Source organism: Opitutaceae bacterium, from assembly GCA_015075305.1.
Classification (GTDB): domain Bacteria; phylum Verrucomicrobiota; class Verrucomicrobiia; order Opitutales; family Opitutaceae; genus UBA6669.
Map to the genome: position 1 here is coordinate 75233 of JABTUS010000007.1, position 23559 is coordinate 98791.

Consider the following 23559-nt stretch of genomic DNA (forward strand, 5'->3'; position numbering starts at 1 on the left):
ATTATATTGTACGCTTTGCTGATGGCATCTTCCCCTACGTGGGCAAGAAGTCGGATGGCGGAATTACCTACTTCGATCATAGGGGCACCTCAGTGGCTAGGCGAGCAGTGCAAGTCCTTGGTGATATAAATCGCCTAACTCATGTTTTCCCCATGGGCAACGGCGCTTTCGCTTGTTTTCTCAACGCTAGCGAAGTGTCTTCTTTACGTGCCCATCGTGAAATTAGTGCCGTGACCAAAAATAGAAGGATTCGGTGGCTGAATGACGGAAAGGATAGAATCAATCAGAGACGTTTACCATTGGACTCAGATTCCGGTTTACCGAATGTAGGAAATGGTGCCGGAGTGCATGTTTACATCATCGATACTGGAATTCTGGGGACTCACACGGAGTTCGCGGGACGTACTTCCACCGGATTCTCTGCCTTTTCTGGCACGAATGAATGGTTGGATTCTCGGAACCATGGAACACATGTTGCTGGGATCGCTGTTGGGGCTACATACGGTGTAGCCCCTGGAGCGACAATTCATTCTGTTCGAATCGCTCCTTCAGGATCGGGCTCGGCTTCTGACGCCGAAGTAATTGCTGCAGCAAATTGGATTCGAGACAACCATGAGATGCCCGCTGTCGTAAACTGCAGCTTTGGAATGAGCTCACTGCAAGTTACAGAGGATGCCTTTCAGGAGCTGCTAGATCGGCGTATACCCATCGTCGCATCTGCAGGAAACAGTTTCCTAAACATGCAAGACTTCCCAGCAGATTTGAATGATGGTATTGCAGTCGGAGCCATCGAGTTTACAACGACTGTGCCACTGCAGGATACCCTGGCATTCTTTTCAAACTATGGGACACAGGTGGATGTCTATGCCCCGGGCTACAACATTACGTCAGCAGACAGTACAAGTAATAATGCAAGTAGACAAGATTCTGGGACTTCCATGGCTGCTCCTTTCGTAACGGGTGCGGTGGCCCTCTATTTACAGTATCACCCGAACGACACAGCGAGAGAGGTCAGAAATGCAATAGTTGTCAACGCAACTCGTGACGCAATCTCGTTGCCCGGAGCGCGTACTGGGCACTTGCTCTACCTTTCCCCAAACTGGATTCTGCCTAACAGAATTATAGCAGATCCGCAGGATCCAAATTCGCCCACTGGCGGAGTTTTGGTGAACGCGGATGTTTTGCATCCGAACGGAAAATACTACGACCAAGTGTTGATGACGGACAGGGAGGTTACTGTGCATGCAGATCCTGGTCAGATTACTCGCGTTTCGTGGATTGATGAAAATTTCGATATTGTAATGGCGGAACTCACCGGCCCGGGCGCGAACCTGAGAGTCTCACTTGATGACTATGTGGCTCCGCAATCCTATGCTTCCCTTTACAATCAGCCAAGGGTGTCCAATGTGGGAGGCTAGGAATGTGCGTAGGAGCGGGCCAGGACAGGCAGGATCTGCGATAGAGGGGCGCTGGAGAACCAGTAGGAGCGAAGCCATCGGATGAGTTTTATACTGCATTGTAGAGGCTGGAATAGCTTGGTTAGCAGGGCTGAGACGGCGTACCCTTTTTTCCGGGCAACGGCAGTGTGTTCGGCGAGCCTTTTTTCACGACGTTGCAGGCCGGCTTCGTTGCGAATCCGATAGTCGTTTTCCAAGTGCACCTCAAACAGCTCGAGCAAGTTGTGAGCCAGGCAAAGGAACTTCGCTTGGATGGATTTCGCCGTATCGCTGGTTGCCCAAGCCTTGGACTCGTCGAACTTGTTTTTGAGCTGATCGAAGACCTTCTCGATGTTCCATCGCGCTTTATACAGCCAGGCAATGATGTCGGCGGGCAGGTGGAATGCGGTGGTGACGAACTCGTACACCGTTGCGCCCACCGGATCGCGATATCGAATCAGGCGGACCTCGGTGCCTTGGCCGCTCAAGCAGCGCTCGTCCGAGAGGATATTCGGGTCGATCGGGCGGTCCGGATCAGGAGCTACTTGAGACACCGTGGTGAAAGTCATGTTGTCCTTGGTTCTCGAGATGAAGTAGATGCCGCGGGTGGCTTTCCAGTTTTGCCAGAGCTCGAAGTCTATGCCAGCACGGTCCCACACCCAGATGACGCGCTGACGCTTCTTCGCACCCATTCGAAGCATGTCCGCGCCGAGCCGTTTGAGCACAGACATGTCGTGCTCCTTTTTGCCCTGAGTCAGATCAAGGTGATGCAGGGCGCGGGTGCGCAGGTTCAGAGCGTAAACATGGCCGACCGCCCAGCGCCGATCATCGATCTTCGCATCATGCGTGGCGGCACCGTGCCAATGACCATCGCCGGCGTACAGTTCGTGATTGGCGAGCTCTTCCGGCATCTCCGCCCGTGGCGCCATCGTTGCCGCAACCCGCTCGGTCACGTCGGAGAGCATCTGCAGGCGCCGCATGCTCTTGAGTTGCTCGAAAAAGCTGCTCCGCTGCGGGCACGATTCAATGTGCACGCCAATCTGCTGAAGGAATCCTCGACCACTGCGTGGATCGCAAATCACCCGGGTCGCGCCGAGTTCAAGAAACTCGGCGTCCGTGAACGCCCGGCAGTCCCGCTGATGCAGCGACGCAGCCAGGGCATTGCTCAAGGGCGCGAAAAACGTCTTCCTCAATACAGGATCAGAAATGTGCTCCATATGGGGCCCCAACCTGACCCTCAATGCATCTTCAAGCATAAGTTTAAACAATTTTCCGGGCGTCTTCCTGCCTCTACAACGAGATTACCCACCGCCACTCAATCCCCGATACAGGCCACTCTGAAGCCCTTTCCAATTGCGCATTGTCGCTCCCAAGTTTCGTTATTCCGCAATCGTTCTATAAAGTGGTTTGGACGCCCTTGCAATCAGCCGGGGGTTCAATATGTCAAAGGCAAGGCGACATTGACGGTTGAGGGAACTTCAGAAAATACCAGCGTGGCGATTTTTAGCTTAGGGACTTCGAATACCCTAACGCCAGGCCTATTTGTCCAGCCGTCCAGCGCTTACCACGGAATAGCCGACATCAAGCTGGTAAGTTTCTGGAAATCGCAAGAAAACGGCAGCTTTCCAGCGCTTGCTTTCGGAGGGTTGTACGCTGGCAACGTGATTTTTAGTGGTGCGTCGGGAAAGGTTGGCTTCTCCATGGATGGGCTGCCGGCGATTGCAATTCAGAATCGCTTAGTCATCAACGATATCGAAGCATTTGGCTCCGCTCAGCCTGTTCTTGAGCTTGGTTATCTGAATCCATTGATATCTGATCTTGGGAGGGTTCGGATAGCCAGTGGAGACCTGATTCAGCCGAATGGTGCACGAATCCTAGCGACCGCGTGGCCGGTGCCGCCAGGAAACTTTTCTGGCTTGTATACGACTTCAAATATTGATAGTCATGGGCGAGCTTATGCGCCAAAGGCATTAATGGGGGCGAAGTTATCATATTTCGGCGGAACTCCATGGCAAATCGCCTATGATTGCATTGATTTTGGTTCTTTTCCACCAGTCGCCAGCGGAACTACGGCGCCATAGGATTACTAATTATATGAATACACATTATTTCGGAATGCGGATCAGCATTGGAATTGCTCTAATGTTTGCGTTTATGGGGGGCGCCACTCGCGGGCAGGAGGCGAGCTCTGTCGCACTTGTTTTGGGTCAGTCTGGTGAACCCGACGCCAGAATTGTCGTGCCTTTGGGCGGCGTGATTAAAATGATCACTGCCCCTGGATCGCCGGCTGAGACGAGGTGGCAGAAGGATGGAGTGTTGTTGCCGGATCAAGTCTCAAGCACTCTCATTCTAAGCGGTGTGTCGATGGGCACGGCGGGAACGTATTCGGCGGTTGTTCCACCCAACAATCAATCGGTGGGGAACAAGATCAAGCTGACGATCAGAAGCGATGCGGAAGGCTTGTTTGTCAATTTCTCCGGACGGATAAAATTGTCGCCGGGTCAGGATTCACAGATCGTGGGCTTTGTTGTTAAGGAGAAATCGAAGAGTATTTTGATACGCGCAGTCGGTGAGTCGCTTCGTCAATTTGGGATAGTTTCGCCTGTGAAGAGTCCTCGTTTCCAAATATACAACTCCAAGGGAGAGCGAGTGAACTTCGTCATTCCCGGCATTGTCCTGCCTCCTGACTATTGGTCGAGACTGTTCGCAAGCGCTGGGGCGTTTCCATTGAATGGAAATGAAGTTCCTTGGGTTTCATTTGGTGCGATTGCTCTCCAACCAGGAGCATATACAGTTCATGTAAGCGATGACAGTCAGCTTGGCGGTGAAGTATTGCTTGAAATCTACGAAGCACCAGTTGACATACCATATAATTGACACCTGGCACTAGCAATTTCATGTAATTAGCCGAGAACTGACATCGCCATGTAGTAGCAATGGTGCTGATTCGATTGAACGGTGGTGCTAGGCAATCTCGCACTACCTTGATGTCAAGGGTGTCCAATGTGGGAGGCTAGGAATGTGCGTAGGAGCGGGCCAGGACAGGCAGGATCTGCGATATAGGGGCGCTGGAGAACCGGTAGGAGCGAAGCCATCGGATGAGTTTTATGCTGCATTGTAGAGGCTGGAATAGCTTGGTTAGCAGGGCTGAGACGGCGTACCCTTTTTTCCGGGAAACGGCAGCGTGTTCGGCGAGCCTTTTTTCGCGACGTTGCAGGCTGGCTTCGTTGCGAATCCGATAGTCGTTTTCCAAGTGCACCTCAAACAGCGCGAGCAAGTTGTGAGCCAGGCAAAGGAACTTCGACTGGATGGATTTCGCCGTATCGCTGGTTGCCCTGATCACCGACCCCCTCGGCGACATCGCCGCCCACGGTGATCCCTCCCGTTACGGCCCATACTTTCCGGCGTATCTGCTCAAATGCCGCCAGTATTGGTTCCAGCATCACGGCGACGAGCTCGACGCTGAACTCAAGCACATCCGAAACGCCCTCGATCAAATCCTCGCCTCGCCCTCCCTGCCCTTACGGTCGAGAGGGACGCCCACCACCTCGCATTGCTCGCGGCCGCTCATCGGCTGCTCCACGCCCAGCGCGGCCAACGCAAGCCGGCCGACGACCGCCAGCTGTCGCTGTTTTGATCTCCGCCGCGATCAACGTGGCGTCACACCGCGTCGCTTTTCCATCACGTCACGCTCCACCCGGAGCACCCGCAAACAGCTCTACTCCCGTGCCGCATTTATCACGAAAAAACGTTCCTGAAACACCGTGACGCGGAACAGAAAGGGACAGGCTGCCGTGCCCGTCCAAGCGCGCCTCCGAGCCCCAAAGTGGCGAACCAACCCCAGCCCATGGCAACGCCATGGGTTTAAGGGCCAACGAGAATCCAGAGCCCTGAAAGGGGGGCCTAAACACCCGTCGTCGAAATCAAAACGCTCACGATTCTTTGATCCATGCCGCGTGAACTACGGCGTTGGGGACAGGCTGATTTACGGCAGGATAGGGACAGGTTGTTATTCCGCCTCGAGGATGTCTCCGAGCCCCAAACGGGGCGAACCAACCTCAGCCCATGGCAACGCCATGGGTTTAAGGGCCAACGAGAATCCAGAGCCCTGAAAGGGCGGCCCAAATACCCGCCGTCGAAATCAAAACGCTCACGATCTTTTGATCCATGCCGCGTGAACCATTGCGTTGGGGACAGACTGATGTACGGCTTGACAGGGACAGGTTGTATTCCGCCTTGAAGCGTATTGGATGGCGATTGTGGCTTGCGGCCAGCGTCGCGCTTGCATCAAGTGAGAAAGGCCTTGCGCGAAAACTCTCGCCGAAGTTTCCGCAGCTCACGCAATTGGGGCGGTGACTGAAAATTTCATTGCGGACCTTGATGAGTGCGGGCTGATCTCGCAGCGCACCGAGGCTCTGATCTTCCCCCCTGATCATCGCGTTCACTGCGGCTTCGTGCAGCACCCCATGTTCGCCCCCCCCCCCACACACACATGCTGCGGCGCCGTAGGCGGTTACCGCGACAATCGTAGAGGATCGTTTCATCTCGTTGCGTGCTCGCCGGCGTGCAGGCGATTTGTCCAAGGAGTTTTGCTGGCGATTCTGCTGCTGGCGGTGCTGCCCAGCGAGGGACGCCTGAGCGGGCAAACGGCCGCGCGCGAGCAGGCACCGCCGTCGGATCCCAATGCATTCCTGAAGCTGAGCCTGCCGAAGGCTCATGCAACGGCGTTTTTCAAGGCGTGGACGCAAGCCAGCGCCGATCTTGAGAACGGCCGCCTGGACGAAGCGCGAAAGGGATTCGCGGCGGTCCTTTCCCTCCTGGGCGAGTTGGAGCCGATTCCCGCCCGCCGGGAGCAGGCCATTCTGATCAAGGCCCGGGTGCATGCTTTGATACTCGGCGACCGCACAGCTGCGCGGCGCGAACTGGCACGCGTGCTCGCGGTGAACCCGATTTCCGCGGAGGCGCTCGCACTTGAATCCCGGCTGAACGCGCAGGAACGAAAGCCGGATCGCGGACCGGAGAAGGCGGCTCCGCCGAGCAAACTCACACCGCGACTTGGCCGCGGAAAGGAGGCGGCGCCATGAAAGGCTTCCTTGCCGCCCTCGCAGTCGCGATTCTTGCAACGGGAGCCGCGTTCGCGCGCGATCCGTCATTCGTCCGCCCAAAGCAACTGGTCGGTGTTCGTTTTATCTACAAGAACACCGAGGTCTTTCAGGCCAATTTCGGTGGAGTTCCGCTTTCGGAAACCGGCTCCTCGGATGGCACGACACGCACGAGCGCTCCGATATATTTTTCAATGGAGCCGGGCCGCACCTACGGGCTCTCGTTTGTCTGGGCGCCGGATGAAAACTACTGCTACACCCAGTACTCTGGCACGGTCCGCGCCGAGTTCTTCGCCGATCCCGATACCGAAAGCCTGGTCAACGGCGCTCCGTTCGGATCCTCCCAAATGAGCGTGGAGTTCGATCCCTCCAATCCCGAGGCTTTCGTCGGAGGATGGCAGGTCCGGCTCGGCTCTCCTGTGGCCGTGTCACCCGCGATCGGTCAGTCGCGTTCCCTCTCGCTGGGTGATGTCAACTGGGTGGCCAGCCTGGGAGTGGGAGCAACGTCGAAAGCGCTGGATCCGCTCGCGCTCGCACCGAACTGGGTCGCAACCTCGGGTCTCTCGCGCTCGAAACTGACAGCTCCCGCGGGGGGAGAAATCGAGGTGATCAACGAGCCCGTGGGGGAACTGCGCCAAGTGGCGGTGCCGCAGGCATTGGTGGACATCCAGTCGATCAGCAATGGCCTTGAGATCCGCTTTTACGCCTGGTCGGCAAGCACCGGAAAGAGCGGCAATCTCTACACAATCGATTCCGCGGCGCAGCCAATGATCGTGCACCGGCTCACTCGTCCGGTTCCCTCTTCCGGCCATCTGGTGCATGCGCGGATTGTCGGAATCGACGAAGAAACCACCGAGATCGATCCGGTGGGTTCCAATACCTGGCGGCGCACGAGTCCTGGCGGCCTGGTGATCGAGGAGCGTTCCCAGTCAACCAACGCAGCCGGCAACATCGAGGAACTGCGCGTGTTCAAGGGACCGGACCTGGTCTCAGTCCGTGAAACGCTCTTTGAGTACCACGACTTTCCCTGGGGCCGCGAGGTCATCCGCCGGGTGGAGGATCCCGCCGGAGCAGCGCTCACCACGCAGTATGCGTTTTATGACACGCCATCGCAGATCGCCACGAATGGGCGGCTCAAGCATACGATCCTTCCCGATGGCAACTGGGTGCGACAGGAGTACCACCTGAGCGGTCCGGCCATGGGACGCGTGCAGCGGGTGCTGCGTCCCTGGCTTGATGCACCGAGCCACCCGGATCTCGCAACGCCTTCCAACTGCGTCGCCACAACCTATGCCTATGTCGCGGACTGGACGGGTGCTGTGCGTGCCGTGAGCGACGAGACAACGACCGTTCTGGGGACAACCACCCAGCGAACTGCGACGCAGTGGGATTTTTCCCAGACCGCGCAGTACCTTTTCGATGCGCCGCAAGGCCCGAGTGCTCCAATCACCGTTGCCACTGTTTCCCGTTATGCCGGCGCATCGGCTGCACCCGAGGTGAGCGTCATTAAAACCTTGCGCGCATCGGCACCGACTCCGGCAAAGTTCTGGAACAAACCGGTCCAGATCGTGGCTCCCAATGGAGTCGCCGCCGATTACCGCTACCAGGTGGGCGTGTGGGATCCCGTGAACGGAGTGTTCACGCCGAACGGATACTTTCCAACCGGGACCGACATCGCCGAATACTCGACACAGTCGCCCCTGATCGTGGGAAAGAGCCTGCGGACAGTCACGGTGAAGGTCGCCGGGTTGCCGGTCCTGAACACAGTTTCAGTCTGGGATCACCCGTTTGGCCCCAATGGACAGGATCCCAACCAGCCTGCGACCTGGCTCCTCGTCTCGACGGAAGAGACCCAGTACAATGCGTCGTTGAAGCCGGTATGGCGGCAGCGCGGTCCACGGTATGATTGGAGCACGGGAGTCGCCTGGACAGCCACCTATTCCGCGGAAGGGCGCCTCGACAAGGAGATTGGTGAAGATGGCGTGGATGTTCGCTACGTCTACGACGCCATGGGGCGCGCCACTCGAAAGACGATCAAGGGCCAGGCGAATCCGAGCTACAATTCGATCACGCTTCCTGCGATTCCGGATCGGGCCTTTGACTTCACTTACGACGCCGCCAATCAGGTCGTGCAGGAAAAGATTTCAGGCGCTTCCGAATCGCTCGTCACCAACCATGTCTTCGACAAGGCTGGACGAAAAACACAGACCCGCGTGCCGGGTCCGTCAGGTCAACTGACGACGACATTCGGTTACTCGATGCTCGGCACCGGCGGCACACAGGTGACCGCCACGGCGCCCGACGGCGGCACGAGCATCCAGAAGACCTTCCGCGACGGCAGGAAATCCGCCGAGGAAGGCACGGCTCAGGTGAACCAGACATGAACGTACCAGATCGCCGCCGACGGACGTCTCACCACCACGATTGCCGAAGGCACGCGCTGGGGGTCAACAACCGCCGACTGGCTCGGGCGCACCGTGGTCTCGACGCATCCGACACAGGCAGGCGGCACGTACGTCGAAACGCAGGAGTACAACAGCGCCGGCCAGCTTGTTGCCTTTGGGAACAGTTTCCCCGGATCCCGACCGACGCGGTACGTCTACAATGCGCTCGGAGAAAGGATCCGCGAAGGAGTCGACATGGACAACAATGGAACGCTCGATCCAGCCTCCGCGGATCGTATCACCGATTCGGATACGACGATCGGCTTTGTGATGTCCGGCCAGTGGCCGAACCAGTTGCCATCTCGCTCGGAACGAATCACCCGGATTCACACCTATGGGGTCACGGGAAGCGGCGCTGCGACCCTCCTCAGGGACACCCGCCAGAAGCTGGGGTGGTGGCTTTGGAATGAGCATGAATGGTCAAACGCCTCGGGGGATGTCGGTTCGTCGGTGCGAACCAGTGTGCGCAATGGAACCTGCAAGGTGACAACCGTGACTGGCGCGCGGACCGAGGTTGCGGTCGAGGCCTCGGGGAAAACGCTGCGCACCGTTGCCGGGCCGGTCACGACGACGTTCCACTACGATGATTGCGACAGACTGATCACCCAGACCGATGCACGCAAGGGCGACACCGAATTCGTCTACCTTGCGAACAGTGCCATGCTGAGCGCGATGATCGATCCGGCCGATCTGGCCGCGAGCCGCATCACCGAAGTCTACCAGTACAATGCTGCGGGACGCCGCGTCGCCACCACCGATGCGAAGAACCAGACCCGGCGCGTCGAGTATGACCTGCATGGCCGGGTTGTGAGGGAATGGGGATCCGCATCGTACCCGGTCGAACGCAGCTACTGTTCGTGCGGAAAGATCGTTGAACTGCGCACCTACCGGGGAGGCACGGGCTGGAGCGGCGCCACTTGTCCAACCGCAACCACCGGCGCGTATGACCGGACGACTTGGACCTATGGATCGGCGACAGGGTTGCTTCTGGCCAAGACCGATGCTAACTCCATGAGCGTGACGTATGCGTATGACGCCGCCGGACGCATGAGCTCGCGCACCTGGGCGCGCGGGGTGGTGACGAACTATGCCTACGATCCCCCCACCGGACAGCTCCTGTCGACAACCTATTCGGACGGCACGCCGGCAGTCACCTACACCTACGACCGCCGCGGGCGCATCGCCACGGTTGTCGATGGCGTGGGCAGCCGCACGCTGAGTTACACAGCTTACGATCAACTCTCCAACGAGGCGCTGACCCTGACTGGATTCGGCACGGGATCGATCGCATACACCCATGATGTCTATGGCCGGCGGACGCAGAGCTCGCCGATAATGCAGCCAACCGGCTCAACTGCGTTCGGGCAAGGGGTGAACTACGCCTATGCAGCGGGAACCGGGCTCCTGTCCTCGGTCAGCGGACCGGCGACATTCACCTACTCGTATCTTGCGAATTCAGGGCTGCCGGCTTCGATCGGCGGAAGCGACACAAAGGAGCTTACTTGGGCGGCGCATCGCGATGATCTCGTGTCGTATGACAATCGGTACAGTGGCGGGAGTTTCAGCGCGCACCGCTTCGAGTACACCCGCGATGAGATTTCGCGCATTGCCACCGAAGCGCAGTACAAGGAGGACAGTCTGGTTTCCAGCATTCCCTTTGCGTACAATCCACGATCGGAACTGACATCCGGTCCGGGGAGCGTCGTGGGCTATGACGAACAAGGCAACCGCGTGACGGGAAATGGAGCCGCCTATCAGGCCAATGCGCTCAACCAGTACACGGCGGTCGGCGGCAGCGCGTGGACCCACGATGCCGACGGCAATCTCCTCAGCAATGGCACGCAGACCAATGTCTACGATGCTGAGAATCGGCTCGTTCAGGTGACAAAGGGCTCGATGATTCATAGCTTTGCCTACGACTATCGTCACCGGCTTGTGAAGCACTCGAGGAGTTGGCAGGGATCGAGCAATCCACCAGACACGTCGTGGCGACTCTATGACGGCGATCGCGCTGTCCTATGGTACGACTACGAGGGAGGCTACACAAGGACCGCGCAATACCTTTGGGGAAGGGACCTAGCCGGGCGGCACGCGAGCGGCGACGGCACGGGAGGATTGCTTGTGGTTTGGTCCAATGGAATCGGCTACCTGCCGCACTATGACGGACGTGGAAACATCTGGGGCTTCAGCGGCGGCTACAGCCGAAGCCTGAGCGCCTTCGGCGAGGTGGCATTCTATCCCAGTGGCCTGCCTGCCAACATGCCGATCGGTCTCCTCACCCACGCCCACGGAACCAAGGAGTACTTCTCGGACCTCGGGCTGTACAACTATGGCCGCCGGTTCTACGATCCGAAAAGCGGCCGCTTCATCGGCCGGGATCCGATTCAGGAAAACGGAGGATTGAATTTGTACGCATTCGTGAGAAACAATCCGGCGAACCGGTGGGACTATTTGGGGATGAAGTATGGCGACACATACATAGATGATGAAAGGATTCCGTTCGGATTCTATGATGTTGGCGATGGAATCCACGCATGTCCTTATGGATCTTCGTGGGATGGTCTCTATTCATGCCGCAAAGACGAATCTGCTCCTAAGGGTCCTCGTAGTGGAGCCGTCGAAATGCCAGTATTCAACGCAGACGGATCTCGCTTTAATAGATTTTCGTTGGATACTTCCGGCGCAGGACGCTTCAGGTTTCCCGACTCGGACATACAGTATGGACAGATTGATTTGTCGGGAGACGCAGGAGCAGGACCGACAAATGCTTCTCCAATTCCTCCTTGCGAACAAAACATTGGAGACGGGTTCTCAGTAAGCGGAAAATTGGGTGAGGCCACCCGCCTGACACATAGAGATTTCAACGATGCTTTGGCGCTTCTAAAGGACACGAAACCTGTTTACTTCGAAAGTGTTATCAGCAAGTTGATACTTTCGACCTATTCGGGTGCAACCGATGTGACCAAGAGTTATTCGGGTTATAGTAACGTAGTAGCAGGGACGGTATTTGTTAACTTGGATTCGACTGTAGCAGCACAAGAGTTCTCAGGTACGTCTGCCCAGTTCCTCGCAGTGGTAATACTTCATGAATCAACCCATGTTGCATTCTATCGAGAGGGTTTTAGAAACAATCCTGGTGCGAGCCCAGCGATGGAAGAGGCTTCGATTCGTTATTGGGTAGAGGATTGGGCCATTAGAAACGGGATACCTCAAACGGTGCCTGGAGGGCGCTCTGGCACTGGATTCTTCTGTAACAGGCCTCCTTTCACGCCGAATTTTTCGAACATCTACGACGGGGTCGTGAACGATGGCTACTCAACCGCGCCATTTGAGAATCCTTGAGCACTTCATGCAAACAAGTCCTAAATCTATGGTCGTCCAAGTGTTGGTCGCAGCGCTTCTTTTGGGTTGTACATCGCCCGGATTATTGACGAAGCCGGCTCCCTCCTTCGCCGCCAATAGGCGCTGGTCAGATGAAGCCGAAAAAATCGGCGTGACCGAGCACGAGATCGCCGAAGTTGTCCGCATTGCTACCGCACGTTATAAGCTTGTAGTTATTTGGGTCCAGAAGGCAGACTGTGGAGGAATTGCGGTCTACTTGGCGGACAAACCGAATAGGCCTCATGGTATCGTTGTTGTTTTCAGAAAAGTCGACGGGCATTGGCAGGAAGATTCGAAATCGAAAGACGAATGGATCGTCTGAGAGGCATTCCCTCGGGGTCGGTCCCGAATCGCGCTAAGCCGTAACGATGCAGTGGCAAAAGTGTCACCGATGGTGAAGTGATTGGGATTGAATGAAAAAGAACCAATCGAAAGGCAACGGCCCGCTCCACCAAACGGTGACAGAGGAAGTGAAGTTCGAGAGTGCCGGGCGGTCTATCAAAATCGAGTTCACCGACCAGCAGCTCAGTCCGCACGCGGGCACGGCAACGTTCTGGTCGTTCGTGCAATCGAGCGGATGGGCAGAGGTGCTGAAGCGTGCGCTTCCGCATCCGGAGCCCAGATCGAACAATTCCCTGACGCCGCTCAGCAAGGCACTTGGTTTTATGCAGGGGCTGTTGTGTGGAGCGAAGGTCAAACCAAAGGCGGTCAAACCAAAGGGGTCAGTCCGTACTTCTTGTATTGACAGGACGATTAGGAGTTGGGAGCAAGGGAGGTGGCAAGAGAAACGACGGTGGAGGTCAAGAGGGCGTGTTATCACGTGATCAGCAGGGGCAACTACCGTGGGTGGATATTCAGAGAGCGCGCTTTTTCACAGCACAGGTCTGCCGCAGTTTCCGCGTGATCCACCCGCACACTCGCAAGATTGATTGCGTGACACATCCACCTCATGGTTGCCATTCATCTTCACTTCCCTCTGCCGGTGAATGTTAGAAGTAAGGACTGACCCCGTTAGTACCCCTCCGCGACCCTCCTCAGGGACACCCGCCAGAAGCTGGGTTGGTGGCAGAAGCTGGAGTACGAATGGGCCGGCGCCTCGGGCGATGTTGGTGTCTCCGAGCGCCAGAGCAAACTCGACAATTCAGGCACGACAAAAGTGAGCACGACAACTGGGGCGCTCACCGAGATGAAGATCGAATCCGCGGGAAAGGTTCTGCGAACGATCAACGGGCCGATCACGACCACCTACCAGTACGACGACTGCGACAGACTGATCACCCAGACCGATGCACGCAAGGGCGACACCGAATTTGTCTACTTTGCGAATAGTGCCCTGCTGAGCGCGATGATCGATCCGGCCGATCTGGCCGCGAGCCGCATCACCGAGGTTTACCAGTACAATGCTGCGGGACGCCGCATCGCCACCACCGATGCGAAGAATCAGACGCGGCGCGTCGAGTATGACCTCCATGGCCGGGTTGTGAGGGAATGGGGATCGGCATCGTACCCGGTCGAACGCAGCTACTGTTCGTGCGGAAAGATCGTTGAACTGCGCAGCTACCGGGGAGGCACGGGCTGGAGCGGCGCCACCTGGCCCGCGGCGACCACCGGCGCGTATGACCGGACGACATGGACCTATGGATCGGCGACAGGGTTGCTTCTGGCTAAAACCGATGCTAATTCCATGAGCGTGACGTATGCGTATGACGCCGCCGGACGCATGAGCTCGCGCACCTGGGCGCGCGGGGTGGTTACGAACTATGGCTACGACCCGGCCACCGGACAGCTCCTGTCGACAACCTATTCGGACGGCACGCCGGCAGTCACCTACACCTACGACCGCCGCGGGCGCATCGCCACGGTGGTCGATGGCGTGGGCAGCCGGACGCTGACTTACACGGCTTACGATCAACTCTCCAACGAGGCGCTGATTCTGACCGGATTCGGCAGTGGATCGATCGCGTACACCCATGATGTTTATGGCCGGCGGACGCAGAGCTTGCCGATGATGCATCCAACCGGCTCAACTGCGTTTGGCCAAGGGGTGAACTATGGATACGCCGCTGGCACCGGCCTTTTGTCCTCGGTCAGCGGACCGGCGACATTCACCTACTCGTATCTGGCGAATTCAGGGCTGCCGGCTTCGATCGGCGGAAGCGACACAAAGGAACTTACTTGGGCGGCGCACCGCGATGATCTCGTGTCTTATGACAATCGGTACAGTGGCGGGAGTTTCAGCGCGCACCGCTTCGAGTACACCCGCGATGAGATTTCGCGCATCGTGATCGAAACGCAGTACAAGGAGGACAGTCTCTTTTCCGGCATTCCCTTCTCCTACAATCCACGATCGGAACTGACATCCGGACCGGGAAGCGTCGTGAGCTATGACGAACAAGGCAACCGCGTGACGGGAAATGGAGCCGCCTATCAGGCCAATGCGCTCAACCAGTACACAGCGGTCGGCGGCAGTACATGGACCCACGATGCCGACGGCAATCTCCTCAGCAATGGCACGCAGACCAATGTTTACGATGCGGAGAATCGGCTCGTTCAGGTGACAAAGGGTTCGATGGTCTACAGCTTTGCCTACGACTATCGGCACCGGCTCGTGAAGTACACCGGCTATTGGCAACCGTGGCCCGGTTACGGCTACAGCGTGGCAGGCACCTCATGGCGTCTGTACGATGGTGACCGTGTCGCTCTGCGGTACGACACCGTGGGAGGCTACACGCAGACCGCGCAGTACCTATGGGGCAGGGACCTCGCCGGACGGCATGCGAGCGGCGACGGCACGGGAGGATTGCTTGTGGTTTGGTCCAATGGAATCGGCTACCTGCCGCACTATGACGGACGTGGAAACATCTGGGGCTTCAGCGGCGGCTACAGCCGAAGCCTGAGCGCCTTCGGCGAGGTGGCATTTTATCCCAGTGGCCTTCCTGCCAACATGCCGATCGGCCTCCTCACCTACGCCCACGGAACCAAGGAATACTTTTCGGACCTCGGGCTGTACAACTATGGCCGCCGGTTCTACGACCCGAAAAGCGGCCGCTTCATTGGCCGGGATCCTATTCAGGAAAACGGCGGCATTAATTTGTACGCATTCGTGAGAAACAACCCGGCGAACCGGTGGGACTATTTGGGGATGAAGTATGGCGACACATATATAGATGACAAGAGGATTCCGTTTGGCCACTATGATGTTGGTGATGGAGCACACGCCTGTCCCTATGGATATGCTTGGGATGGTCTATATACATGTTACAAAGACGAATCTGCTCCTAAGGGTCCTCGTAGTGGAGCCGTCGAGATGCCAGTATTCGACGTTAATGAATCACGTATTCCTCCGCTAGATTCTGCCTTGGGATCGCGTTTATCCTTTCCAGGTCTTTCCCCTTCATTTGACTCAGGTCTCTCAATTCCAGATTGGGACGGCACCTTGCCTTCAAGGAGTCGTTCAGATGGAAAAGATCATGGCAATGATTGTGATGGCCTAATGCGTAAATATGGGAATCTCATTTCAGCCACTCCAGGACAAAGATTTTCAACCGCTCGGGAAGCGGCCCTCGCAATGGCCGTACAGCTTGTATTGCAATCGATTGACAAGCGGATCGAGTACTCCAGTGGCGTAATTGTCGAAGGCGTATTTGATGATCTTGCTCCCGGCAAGGGGATATCATACACATTTTCCCCTATCCATACGGATAAAAGTCACGATGGTGTCAATGCCACCAATGAGGCGATTTACAATAGGGCATGGAACTCCGGGGAAGGAATATATGGAGGCAGAGTCATTATTCATGGACACACTCATCCGATAGATGGTGGAGATCGATTTTCGCTATATGACTTGCAGATTTATCATAATACAATAGACGGACAATTTGTTGATTCTGGTGTATTTGGTGTATTGATTACACCAAATAAAGGTATTTTGTTTTATGATCCCAGATTAACTGTTGATAATGTTGAAAATAGGCGCGGAAGCGATGGATCGACTCTGGGCGAAAGTCCGTCGCCGACCGAATTAATTGGAATAATTGATTGTTTTGGGAAAAAATGAAACGGATCGTTCTAACTCTTGCCCTATTCCTTCAACCAATATGGCTGAAGGGTGTTATTTTACATGCTACTCCAGCTCCGTGTACGCCGGGAGGGATGATTGAAAGAATATTTAAGAAGACTTTCAGGGGGGATTTTCGAATATTGCTCTATGCGGAAGTTGGAGGGCGGGAGGTTTTTGCAATAGGGGTTGAGCGTGATGGGCGTATTTCTGGGTTGCGACGATTGCAGGCGGTGCAAACAGAGAAGGGAGTTGAGGAATATCCCGTTCGTACGTTGACGAATTGTGACCTTCCAACTTGGCTGGTGCCTAAACTGGAGGAAGTCATTGTTGATGCATTACGAAACGTAAGATTTCCGGAGAAGCGAGATTTGTCTACTGACAGTCCTGATGTTTATATAGTAGGGAGAGGTCGATATTTTGGCGAAATTTTGAATACCTATGGAGGCTCAGCAGGTCCAGCTGCATCTGTATGTCGACAATTGATCGACGTTGTTGCGGAAGATGCTGGCCGCAGTATCAGAATAGATAAGCTGGAGAAGTTTTTGCGGAGCTACGCGGGAGTTTCTAAGCTTAAGGATTAATTTTCCGTGTCACGAGTGGTATGATCCGGGGACATAGGTAACAAACTGTCCGGGGACATGGGTTACACTTTCAGGCTATGGCTTGGAACGAAGAAGCCCTCATGGAACAGAAGCATCGGTTTGGTTCTCCACGGAATCGTGTGGGTAGCGCCTGAGGGAAGAAGGGGCGCGAGGTCGAGCTTGCCGCAGAAAAAGAGGATGCGGGCGCGGTAGTTTTCGAAGCGGCGGAAGCCGCGGGCATCGGCCTTGATGGCTTGGATCTTGGAGTTGAAGCCCTCGGTGAGGGCATTGGTGATCGGGTGCTGGAAGTACGTCAGAAGATTCACCAGATGGCTTTGAGGGTGCGGGCCACGGCCATCACCTTCGGCAAACGGCTGCGCATGACGGTGCGGTACCACTTGGGAGAAGAAGCGTTCGCCGCTGGCCGCGTCCGACTGGCTCCAGAACTCCACCATCTGCCCTTGTACAACCAGCCCGGGAGGTCATTTCAGGTTCGAAGCTGGCCTGATGCTTCCGGCAGCTCGGCGAAGTCCGTTTGAGAGTCCTGATGCTTCTCCGGCGGGTCGGTGCCATGCAGCCACTTCAACCGCTGCGCCCGGCAGGCACTCCACAGGAAATCGCCTGGTGTCCCCGTCCAAGCACCAGATACCGAGTCTGCTTGAGAGTCCTGTCGCCGTTCGCGCCAGCTTGGCCGCCTCCTGCCGGCGGGTCTGGTCGACCGCCTCGTTGAGGTGCTTGGAGACGGAAACGGTCATGGACGATCGCAGCCTGCGGAGCGGCGATCCGGGTGGCAGCCGCAAAGTTCGCCCTATGTCCATGGCGGCGGCCTCCACTTTCAACCGCTGCGCCTCGGCAGGCACTTCCACAGGGCAATCGCCCGCTCGGTGTCCTGTCCAAGCACCACGTCCAGCACCCGCGACTGGCCGAGGTCGGTCATCAGCGAAACGTAACTTTGGCCTCGCAGAAAACTCTTCATCGAGGCCGACTCGACGGAGTCCTCCGTGTCTGTCGAGCCAGGCCCCGCTCCACGGCCCGCTCGATCAGCCGTTGACGCTTGTCCCAATGCAGTCGCAGCAAATCTGCGGCCCGCGTCAGCGACCGACAGGCCGCGATCACCGCCACCGCAAAGGCTTCAAAGTGGAACGTGAAGCGCGAGCCCGGCTCTGCCCACGGCACCGTCACCGTCTTCACCCCGTGCTCGGGCAGGCGCACCGCGGCACCCCCACAGCGCAGTTCCAGAAGGTACCGCATCACACCCAGGTGCCGCCACGTCCCTCCGGCAACCGGTCGCACACCGGGCACGGCTTCCCGCACTCGGGGCATGCCACCGGTGTCCGCTCCGGCCACGCCACGCAGATCGTGACCCGCTCCCGTTCCAGATCCTTTTCCACGTTCGTCACCCTCCAAGGCTTCTCGAGTTTCAGCAGCTGGCGGTAATGCTCGTTGACGGTTTCTTCCATCCTCACACATTAACCGCCCAGACCCTTTCCCACAACCAAACGTGAAGAACCATCGGTTTGTCAGTCTCGCGGCCACGGGCCGCTTCACGTTTACGGAATTGTGCGCGGACTTTCACGTCAGTCGGAAGACCGGCCACAAGTGGTGGAAGCGTGAGGTGGACCCCGGAAACTGGACAGGACGGATCGTTAACCGAAACTCGAAAAAAACGATCCACATTGGACAACGACGAAGTCACTTCCGTGGTGACGGCAATTATACTTCCCTGTTTGTTGCAGTAAGATTCGAGGGGAGTAGGGGAGTGAAGATCCCCCCAGTCTGCTCCTGAAAGAGATCCAAAAGGATCGGGGTGGAGAGGGTGGGGAGGCGGGTGTGCCCTGCCTCTCCCCACCTCTGAGGTTAATCCTGACGTTTCTTGGGCGTACGCTGGGTATCGCCGGTAAACTCAAGGATAGTGGCGTGATGGACTAGGCGGTCGACGGCGGCCATGGTGGTCATGGGATCCTTGAAGATCTGGTCCCACTGGGAGAAAACCAGATTCGAAGTGAAATCATTCCCACGGGGACGGCCCCTAACCTTTGAATCATTCCCACGGGGACGGCCCCTAACCTTTGTGGTATTCGAGATGACCTCGGATACTCCAAGAGGGGCACGGCCTATGCCGACTATGGCGACGCTACCAACCGCCAGTTTGCCTACAATGGACGCGGCGAATTGACCGCGGGGATCGGCTACCTCGGTACGAATGCGATGAGCCAAGCCGCTCCGCTGCCGGGTCTCCGCCATGAATACGCCTACGATTCCATCGGCAACCGGCAGTGGTCCAACAGCACCGGCGTGAGCGCGCTGCGCGACGATTACACGGCCAATGCGCTCAATCAGTCATTTCCACGGGGTCAGCCCCTAACGTTTGTGGTATTCGAGATGACCTCGAATACTCCAAGAGGGGCACGGCCTTTGCCGACTATGGCGACGCCACGTACCGCCAGTATGCCTACATTGGACGTGGCGAATTGACCGCGGGCATCGGCTACCTTAGCACCAATGTGACGAGCCAGGCCGTGCCGCTGCCGGGTCGCCGCCATGAATGCGCCTACGATTCCATCGCCAACCGGCAGTGGTCCAACAGCACAGGCGTGAGTGGGCTGCGCGACGAAGGAAATTCGAGAGGATTTTGCCGCCCCTTCAGGGCTCTCTGTTTTGGTTCACCTATGAACCCATGGCGAGCTATTCCCACGGGGGCGGCCCCTAACCTTTGTGGTGACCGAGAAGACGGGAACGCCCGAGGAGGGCACAGCCTGTGCCGACTATGGCGGCGCCACAAACCGCCAGTTTGCCTACAATGGGCGCGGCGAATTGACGGCGGGCATCCGCTGCCTTGGCGCGAATGTTACGAGCCAGGCCGGGTCGCTGGCATCGCACCGGCAATGGGAAATTTCACTCGGATCAGTGAGCGATTGCTGAGTGCATCGACAATTGAGAGCAGATTGTTCGATGCCGAGAGGGAGTTGGGCCAGCGGCGTCTTGTGACGTACGTCCCCTGGGCATGACGAAGTGCGCCCCTCCATTCTTTTATTGTAGAGGCTCAGCCAAAAGAGTCATTCCCATGGGGTCGGCTCCTAACCTTTGTGGTGTTCGAGATGTCTTAATGAATGCCGCAGGAGGGCGCTGCCTATGCGGACTATGGCGACGCCACGTATCGCCAGTATGCCGACAATGGACGTGGCGAATTGACCGCGGGGGTCGGATACCTCGGCACGAATGTGACGAGCAAGGCCGCGCCGCTGCCGGGTCGCCGCCATGAATACGCCTGCGATTCCATCGGCAACCGGCAGTGGTCCGACAGCACCGGCGTCAGCGGACTGCGCGACGACTATACTGCCAATGCGCTCAACCAGTACGTGGCGCGCGAAAACAACACGCTCTCCCTGTCTGGCACTGCTACGACCGATTCGGTCGTGGCGGTCAAGGGCCGCACGGTGACGGCTGGGCGGCAGGGGCGATTCTGGAGCGATGAGGTGACAGTCCCGAATGTCCTCGGTCCGTGGGCGGGTCCGCTTTCGGTCTACGCCACGAAGTCGGCGGCCGGGAGCAATGTGATGCGCATCGACTCGCGCGCGGCGCAGTTGCCCGCGGTCTCGCAGAGCTTCAGTCGCGACCTCGATGGCAACACGCTCTCGGATGAGATCTGGGACTACCAGTGGGATGCCGAGAACCGGCTTGTCCGCCTGGAAACAACGGTCGCAGCCAGAAGCGCAGGCTTCGCGCATCGCATCCTCAACTTTACGTATGACTACCTCGGACGTCGCGTGCAGAAGCAGGTGATGGACGGCGTCACCTCGACGGAACTGTCCTCCCAACGCTTCATCTACAACGGCTGGGACGTGATCGCGGAATATTCCGTGTCGGCGGGCACAACCCTCGACAAGCTCCAGCGCACGTATGCGTGGGGCATTGACCTTGCGTCATCGCTGACAAAGGCTGGCGGCGTGGGCGCCCTGCTGCAATTCGCGAACACGCCAACCGGCCAGACCTACCTGCCGACCTACGACGGCAACGGCAACGTGGCGTCATTGGTCAACCTTGGCACCGGAGCCCTCGCCGCGTCCTACGAATACACCCCCTTCGGCGAAATGCTCCGCTACGAGGTGCTGGATAACGCCGTCAGCACGTATGCGTTCAAGTTCTCGACCAGGTGGCGGGATGCGGAGACAGGCTGGTCATATTATGGGAGAAGGTACTATGATGCGAGGATGGGGCGGTTCGTCGGAAGGGATCCAATTGGGGAGGAAGGTGGGATCAATCTGTATGAGGTCAAACCAAAGGGGTCAGTCCGTACTTCTTGTATTGACAGGACGATTAGGAGTTGGGAGCAAGGGAGGTGGCAAGAGAATTGAGGATGGAGTTTAAGAGGACGTGTTATCACGTGATCAGCAGGGGCATCTACCGTGGGTGGATATTCAGGGAGCGCGCCTTTTCACAGCACAGGTCTGCCGCTGTTTCCGCGTGATCCACCCGCACACTCGCAAGATTGATTGCGTGACACATCCACCTCATGGTTGCCCTTCATCTTCACTTCCTTCTGCCGGTTAATGTTAGAAGTAAGGACTGACCCGTTAGTGCCCCTTCGACAAGGCTGGACGAAAAACACAGACCCGCGTGCCGGGTCCGTCAGGTCAACTGACGACGACGTTCGCTTACTCTATCCTTGGTGCTGGCGGCACACAGGTGACCGCCACGGCGCCCGACGGCGGAACCAGCATTCAGAAGACCTACCGCGACGGCAGGAAATCCGCCGAGGAAGGCACGGCTGAGGTGAACAAGACAGGACGTACCAGATCGGTGCCGACGGACGTCTCACTACAACCGTTGCCGAAGGCACGCGCTGGTCAACAACCGCCGACTGGCTCGGGCGCACCGTGGTCTCGACGCATCCGACACAGGCAGGCGGCACGTAGTCGAAACGCAGGAGTACAACAGCGCCGGCCAGCTTGTTGCCTTGGGAACAGTTTCCGGATCCCGACCGACGCGGTACGTCACAATGCGCTCGGAGAAAGGATCCGCAAGGAGTCGACATGGACAACAATGGAACGCTCGATCCAGCCTCCGCGGATCGTATCACCGATTCGGATACGACGATCGGCTTTGTGATGTCCGGCCAGTGGCCGAACCAGTTGCCATCTCGCTCGAACGAATCACCCGGATTCACACCTATGGGTCACGGGAAGCGGCGCTGCGACCCTCCTCAGGGACACCCGCCAGAAGCTGGGGTGGTGGCTTTGAATGAGCATGAATGGTCAAACGCCTCGGGGGATGTCGGTTCGTCGGTGGAACCGGTGTGCGCAATGGAACCTGCAAGGTGACAACCGTGACTGGCGCGCGGACCGAGGTTGCGGTCGAGGCCTCGGGGAAAACGCTGCGCACCGTTGCCGGGCCGGTCACGACGACGTTCCACCGATGATTGCGACAGACTGATCACCCAGACCGATGCACGCAAGGGCGACACCGGATTCGTCTACCTTGCGAACAGTGCCATGCTGAGCGCGATGATCGATCCGGCCGATCTGCCGCGAGCCGCATCACCGAAGTCTACCAGTACAATGCTGCGGGACGCCAGGCGCCACCACCGATGCGAAGAACCAGACCCGGCGCGTCGAGTATGACCTGCATGGCCGGGTTGTGAGGGAATGGGGATCCGCATCGTACCCGGTCGAACGCAGCTACTGTTCGTGCGGAAGATCGTTGAACTGCGCACCTACCGGGGAGGCACGGGCTGGGCAGCGCCACTTGTCCAACCGCAACCACCGGCGCGTATGACCGGACGACTTGGACCTATGGATCGGCGACAGGGTTGCTTCTGGCCAAGACCGATGCTAACTCCATGACGTGACGTATGCGTATGACGCCGCCGGACGCATGAGCTCGCGCACCGGCGCGCGGGTGGTGACGAACTATGCCTACGATCCCCCACCGGACAGCTCCTGTCGACAACCTATTCGGACGGCACGCCGGCAGTCACCTACACCTACGACCGCCGCGGGCGTCGCCATGGTTGTCGATGGCGTAGGCAGCCGCACGCTGAGTTACACAGCTTACGATCAACTCTCCAACGAGGCGCTGACTCTGATTGGATTCGGCACGGGGTCGATTGCATACACCCATGATGTCTATGGCCGGCTGACGCAGAGTTCGCCGATGATGCAGCCCACCGGCTCAACTGCGTTTGGCCAAGGGGTGAACTATGGATACGCCGCTGGCACCGGCCTTTTGTCCTCGGTCAGCGGACCGGCGACATTCACCTACTCGTACCTCGCGAATTCAGGGCTGCCTGCTTCGATCAATGACAATTCCAGTCAATCAAAGGTACTCACCTGGGCGGCGCATCGCGATGATCTCGTGTCGTATGACAATCGGTACAGTGGCGGGAGTTTCAGCGCGCACCGCTTCGAGTACACCCGCGATGAGATTTCGCGCATTGCCACCGAAGCGCAGTACAAGGAGGACAGTCTGGTTTCCAGCATTCCCTTTGCGTACAATCCACGATCGGAACTGACATCCGGTCCGGGGCGTCGGGCTATGACGAACAAGGCAACC

The 23559-nt window shown here is 57.6% G+C and carries 20 protein-coding genes and 3 pseudogenes; 14 read left to right on the forward strand and 9 right to left on the reverse strand.

Annotated features, from left to right (window positions below):
* Window positions 1-152 precede the first annotated feature (152 nt).
* Window positions 153-1418, forward strand: coding sequence for a S8 family peptidase (locus tag HS122_13960; GenBank protein ID MBE7539503.1), 1266 nt, complete (start codon window positions 153-155; stop codon window positions 1416-1418).
* Here the strand turns inward: HS122_13960 and HS122_13965 are convergent.
* A complete protein-coding gene (locus HS122_13965) occupies window positions 1415-2605 on the reverse strand; it encodes a transposase (GenBank protein ID MBE7539504.1) in 1191 nt (396 codons plus the stop codon). The genes HS122_13960 and HS122_13965 overlap by 4 nt on opposite strands.
* Between HS122_13965 and HS122_13970 the strand changes: the two genes are divergently transcribed.
* Window positions 2576-3517 carry a hypothetical protein gene (locus tag HS122_13970; protein MBE7539505.1) on the forward strand — a complete coding sequence of 314 codons (942 nt, stop codon included), beginning with the start codon at window positions 2576-2578 and terminating at the stop codon, window positions 3515-3517. The two genes, HS122_13965 and HS122_13970, sit on opposite strands and share 30 nt — an antisense overlap.
* Before the next feature lie 13 nt (window positions 3518-3530).
* On the forward strand, window positions 3531-4313 hold the full coding sequence (locus HS122_13975; GenBank protein ID MBE7539506.1) for a hypothetical protein: 783 nt from the start codon (window positions 3531-3533) through the stop codon (window positions 4311-4313).
* Window positions 4314-4449: 136 nt separating this feature from the next.
* Here the strand turns inward: HS122_13975 and HS122_13980 are convergent, their stop codons facing one another.
* A complete protein-coding gene (locus HS122_13980) occupies window positions 4450-4713 on the reverse strand; it encodes a hypothetical protein (protein MBE7539507.1) in 264 nt (87 codons plus the stop codon).
* A 31-nt stretch (window positions 4714-4744) separates the two neighbouring features.
* On the opposite strand from HS122_13980, the gene HS122_13985 reads away from it, so the two are divergent.
* Window positions 4745-5194 (forward strand): hypothetical protein, encoded by a 450-nt coding sequence (locus tag HS122_13985; protein ID MBE7539508.1) that lies wholly within the window; start codon window positions 4745-4747, stop codon window positions 5192-5194.
* A gap of 324 nt (window positions 5195-5518) precedes the next feature.
* On the opposite strand, the gene HS122_13990 is transcribed toward HS122_13985, so the two are convergent.
* Window positions 5519-6019, reverse strand: a complete 501-nt coding sequence (locus HS122_13990) for a hypothetical protein (GenBank protein MBE7539509.1) — start codon at window positions 6017-6019, stop codon at window positions 5519-5521.
* Window positions 6020-6025: 6 nt separating this feature from the next.
* Here HS122_13990 and HS122_13995 point away from each other — a divergent pair, with 6 nt between their 5' ends.
* The 6 genes from HS122_13995 to HS122_14020 all read left to right on the forward strand — a co-directional run bounded on the left by HS122_13995 (window position 6026) and on the right by HS122_14020 (window position 17007).
* Window positions 6026-6520, forward strand: coding sequence for a hypothetical protein (locus HS122_13995; GenBank protein MBE7539510.1), 495 nt, complete (start codon window positions 6026-6028; stop codon window positions 6518-6520).
* Window positions 6517-8922: a hypothetical protein gene (locus HS122_14000; protein MBE7539511.1), complete on the forward strand. Its 2406-nt coding sequence runs from the start codon at window positions 6517-6519 to the stop codon at window positions 8920-8922. Before HS122_13995 ends, HS122_14000 begins: the two co-directional genes overlap by 4 nt.
* A gap of 93 nt (window positions 8923-9015) precedes the next feature.
* Window positions 9016-12324 (forward strand): hypothetical protein, encoded by a 3309-nt coding sequence (locus tag HS122_14005; protein ID MBE7539512.1) that lies wholly within the window; start codon window positions 9016-9018, stop codon window positions 12322-12324.
* Between the two features lie 7 nt (window positions 12325-12331).
* On the forward strand, window positions 12332-12685 hold the full coding sequence (locus HS122_14010; protein MBE7539513.1) for a hypothetical protein: 354 nt from the start codon (window positions 12332-12334) through the stop codon (window positions 12683-12685).
* 834 nt (window positions 12686-13519) lie between these two features.
* On the forward strand, window positions 13520-16423 hold the full coding sequence (locus HS122_14015; GenBank protein MBE7539514.1) for an RHS repeat-associated core domain-containing protein: 2904 nt from the start codon (window positions 13520-13522) through the stop codon (window positions 16421-16423).
* On the forward strand, window positions 16420-17007 hold the full coding sequence (locus HS122_14020) for a hypothetical protein (GenBank protein MBE7539515.1): 588 nt from the start codon (window positions 16420-16422) through the stop codon (window positions 17005-17007). Before HS122_14015 ends, HS122_14020 begins: the two co-directional genes overlap by 4 nt.
* A gap of 62 nt (window positions 17008-17069) precedes the next feature.
* Here HS122_14020 and HS122_14025 read toward each other — a convergent pair.
* From HS122_14025 to HS122_14050, 6 genes and pseudogenes are all read right to left on the reverse strand, one after another.
* Window positions 17070-17327, reverse strand: a pseudogene (locus HS122_14025) (transposase).
* Window positions 17265-17462, reverse strand: a pseudogene (locus HS122_14030) (transposase). Before HS122_14030 ends, HS122_14025 begins: the two co-directional pseudogenes overlap by 63 nt.
* Before the next feature lie 27 nt (window positions 17463-17489).
* The gene (locus tag HS122_14035) at window positions 17490-17762 is read right to left on the reverse strand and encodes a hypothetical protein (protein MBE7539516.1); all 273 of its coding nucleotides are present in this window, start codon (window positions 17760-17762) and stop codon (window positions 17490-17492) included.
* Window positions 17763-17842: 80 nt separating this feature from the next.
* Entirely contained in the window at window positions 17843-17983 is a 141-nt protein-coding gene (locus tag HS122_14040) for a hypothetical protein (GenBank protein MBE7539517.1), read from the reverse strand.
* On the reverse strand, window positions 17980-18414 hold the full coding sequence (locus tag HS122_14045) for a transposase family protein (GenBank protein MBE7539518.1): 435 nt from the start codon (window positions 18412-18414) through the stop codon (window positions 17980-17982). Before HS122_14045 ends, HS122_14040 begins: the two co-directional genes overlap by 4 nt.
* 450 nt (window positions 18415-18864) lie before the next feature.
* Window positions 18865-19011 (reverse strand): annotated as a pseudogene (locus HS122_14050) (ATP-binding protein).
* A 714-nt stretch (window positions 19012-19725) separates the two neighbouring features.
* On the opposite strand from HS122_14050, the gene HS122_14055 reads away from it, so the two are divergent.
* The 4 genes from HS122_14055 (at window position 19726) to HS122_14070 (ending at window position 23129) form a co-directional block, all read left to right on the forward strand.
* Window positions 19726-19929 (forward strand): hypothetical protein, encoded by a 204-nt coding sequence (locus HS122_14055; GenBank protein ID MBE7539519.1) that lies wholly within the window; start codon window positions 19726-19728, stop codon window positions 19927-19929.
* Between the two features lie 188 nt (window positions 19930-20117).
* Window positions 20118-21362 carry an RHS repeat-associated core domain-containing protein gene (locus HS122_14060; protein ID MBE7539520.1) on the forward strand — a complete coding sequence of 415 codons (1245 nt, stop codon included), beginning with the start codon at window positions 20118-20120 and terminating at the stop codon, window positions 21360-21362.
* An 896-nt stretch (window positions 21363-22258) separates the two neighbouring features.
* On the forward strand, window positions 22259-22426 hold the full coding sequence (locus tag HS122_14065) for a hypothetical protein (protein MBE7539521.1): 168 nt from the start codon (window positions 22259-22261) through the stop codon (window positions 22424-22426).
* Window positions 22427-22946: 520 nt separating this feature from the next.
* Entirely contained in the window at window positions 22947-23129 is a 183-nt protein-coding gene (locus HS122_14070) for a hypothetical protein (protein MBE7539522.1), read from the forward strand.
* Window positions 23130-23559: the final 430 nt, after the last annotated feature.

Bases quoted from the DNA above. Each gene is read 5' to 3' on its own strand.
- HS122_13960 (MBE7539503.1), top strand. From the start codon at position 153: ATGGGCAACGGCGCTTTCGCTTGTTTTCTCAACGCTAGCGAAGTGTCT.
- HS122_13970 (MBE7539505.1), top strand. From the start codon at position 2,576: ATGCAGCGACGCAGCCAGGGCATTGCTCAAGGGCGCGAAAAACGTCTT.
- HS122_13975 (MBE7539506.1), top strand. From the start codon at position 3,531: ATGAATACACATTATTTCGGAATGCGGATCAGCATTGGAATTGCTCTA.
- HS122_13985 (MBE7539508.1), top strand. From the start codon at position 4,745: ATGGATTTCGCCGTATCGCTGGTTGCCCTGATCACCGACCCCCTCGGC.
- HS122_14000 (MBE7539511.1), top strand. From the start codon at position 6,517: ATGAAAGGCTTCCTTGCCGCCCTCGCAGTCGCGATTCTTGCAACGGGA.
- HS122_14010 (MBE7539513.1), top strand. From the start codon at position 12,332: ATGCAAACAAGTCCTAAATCTATGGTCGTCCAAGTGTTGGTCGCAGCG.
- HS122_14020 (MBE7539515.1), top strand. From the start codon at position 16,420: ATGAAACGGATCGTTCTAACTCTTGCCCTATTCCTTCAACCAATATGG.
- HS122_14035 (MBE7539516.1), bottom strand. From the start codon at position 17,762: ATGACCGTTTCCGTCTCCAAGCACCTCAACGAGGCGGTCGACCAGACC.
- HS122_14040 (MBE7539517.1), bottom strand. From the start codon at position 17,983: ATGAAGAGTTTTCTGCGAGGCCAAAGTTACGTTTCGCTGATGACCGAC.
- HS122_14060 (MBE7539520.1), top strand. From the start codon at position 20,118: ATGCCGCAGGAGGGCGCTGCCTATGCGGACTATGGCGACGCCACGTAT.
- HS122_14065 (MBE7539521.1), top strand. From the start codon at position 22,259: ATGGTCAAACGCCTCGGGGGATGTCGGTTCGTCGGTGGAACCGGTGTG.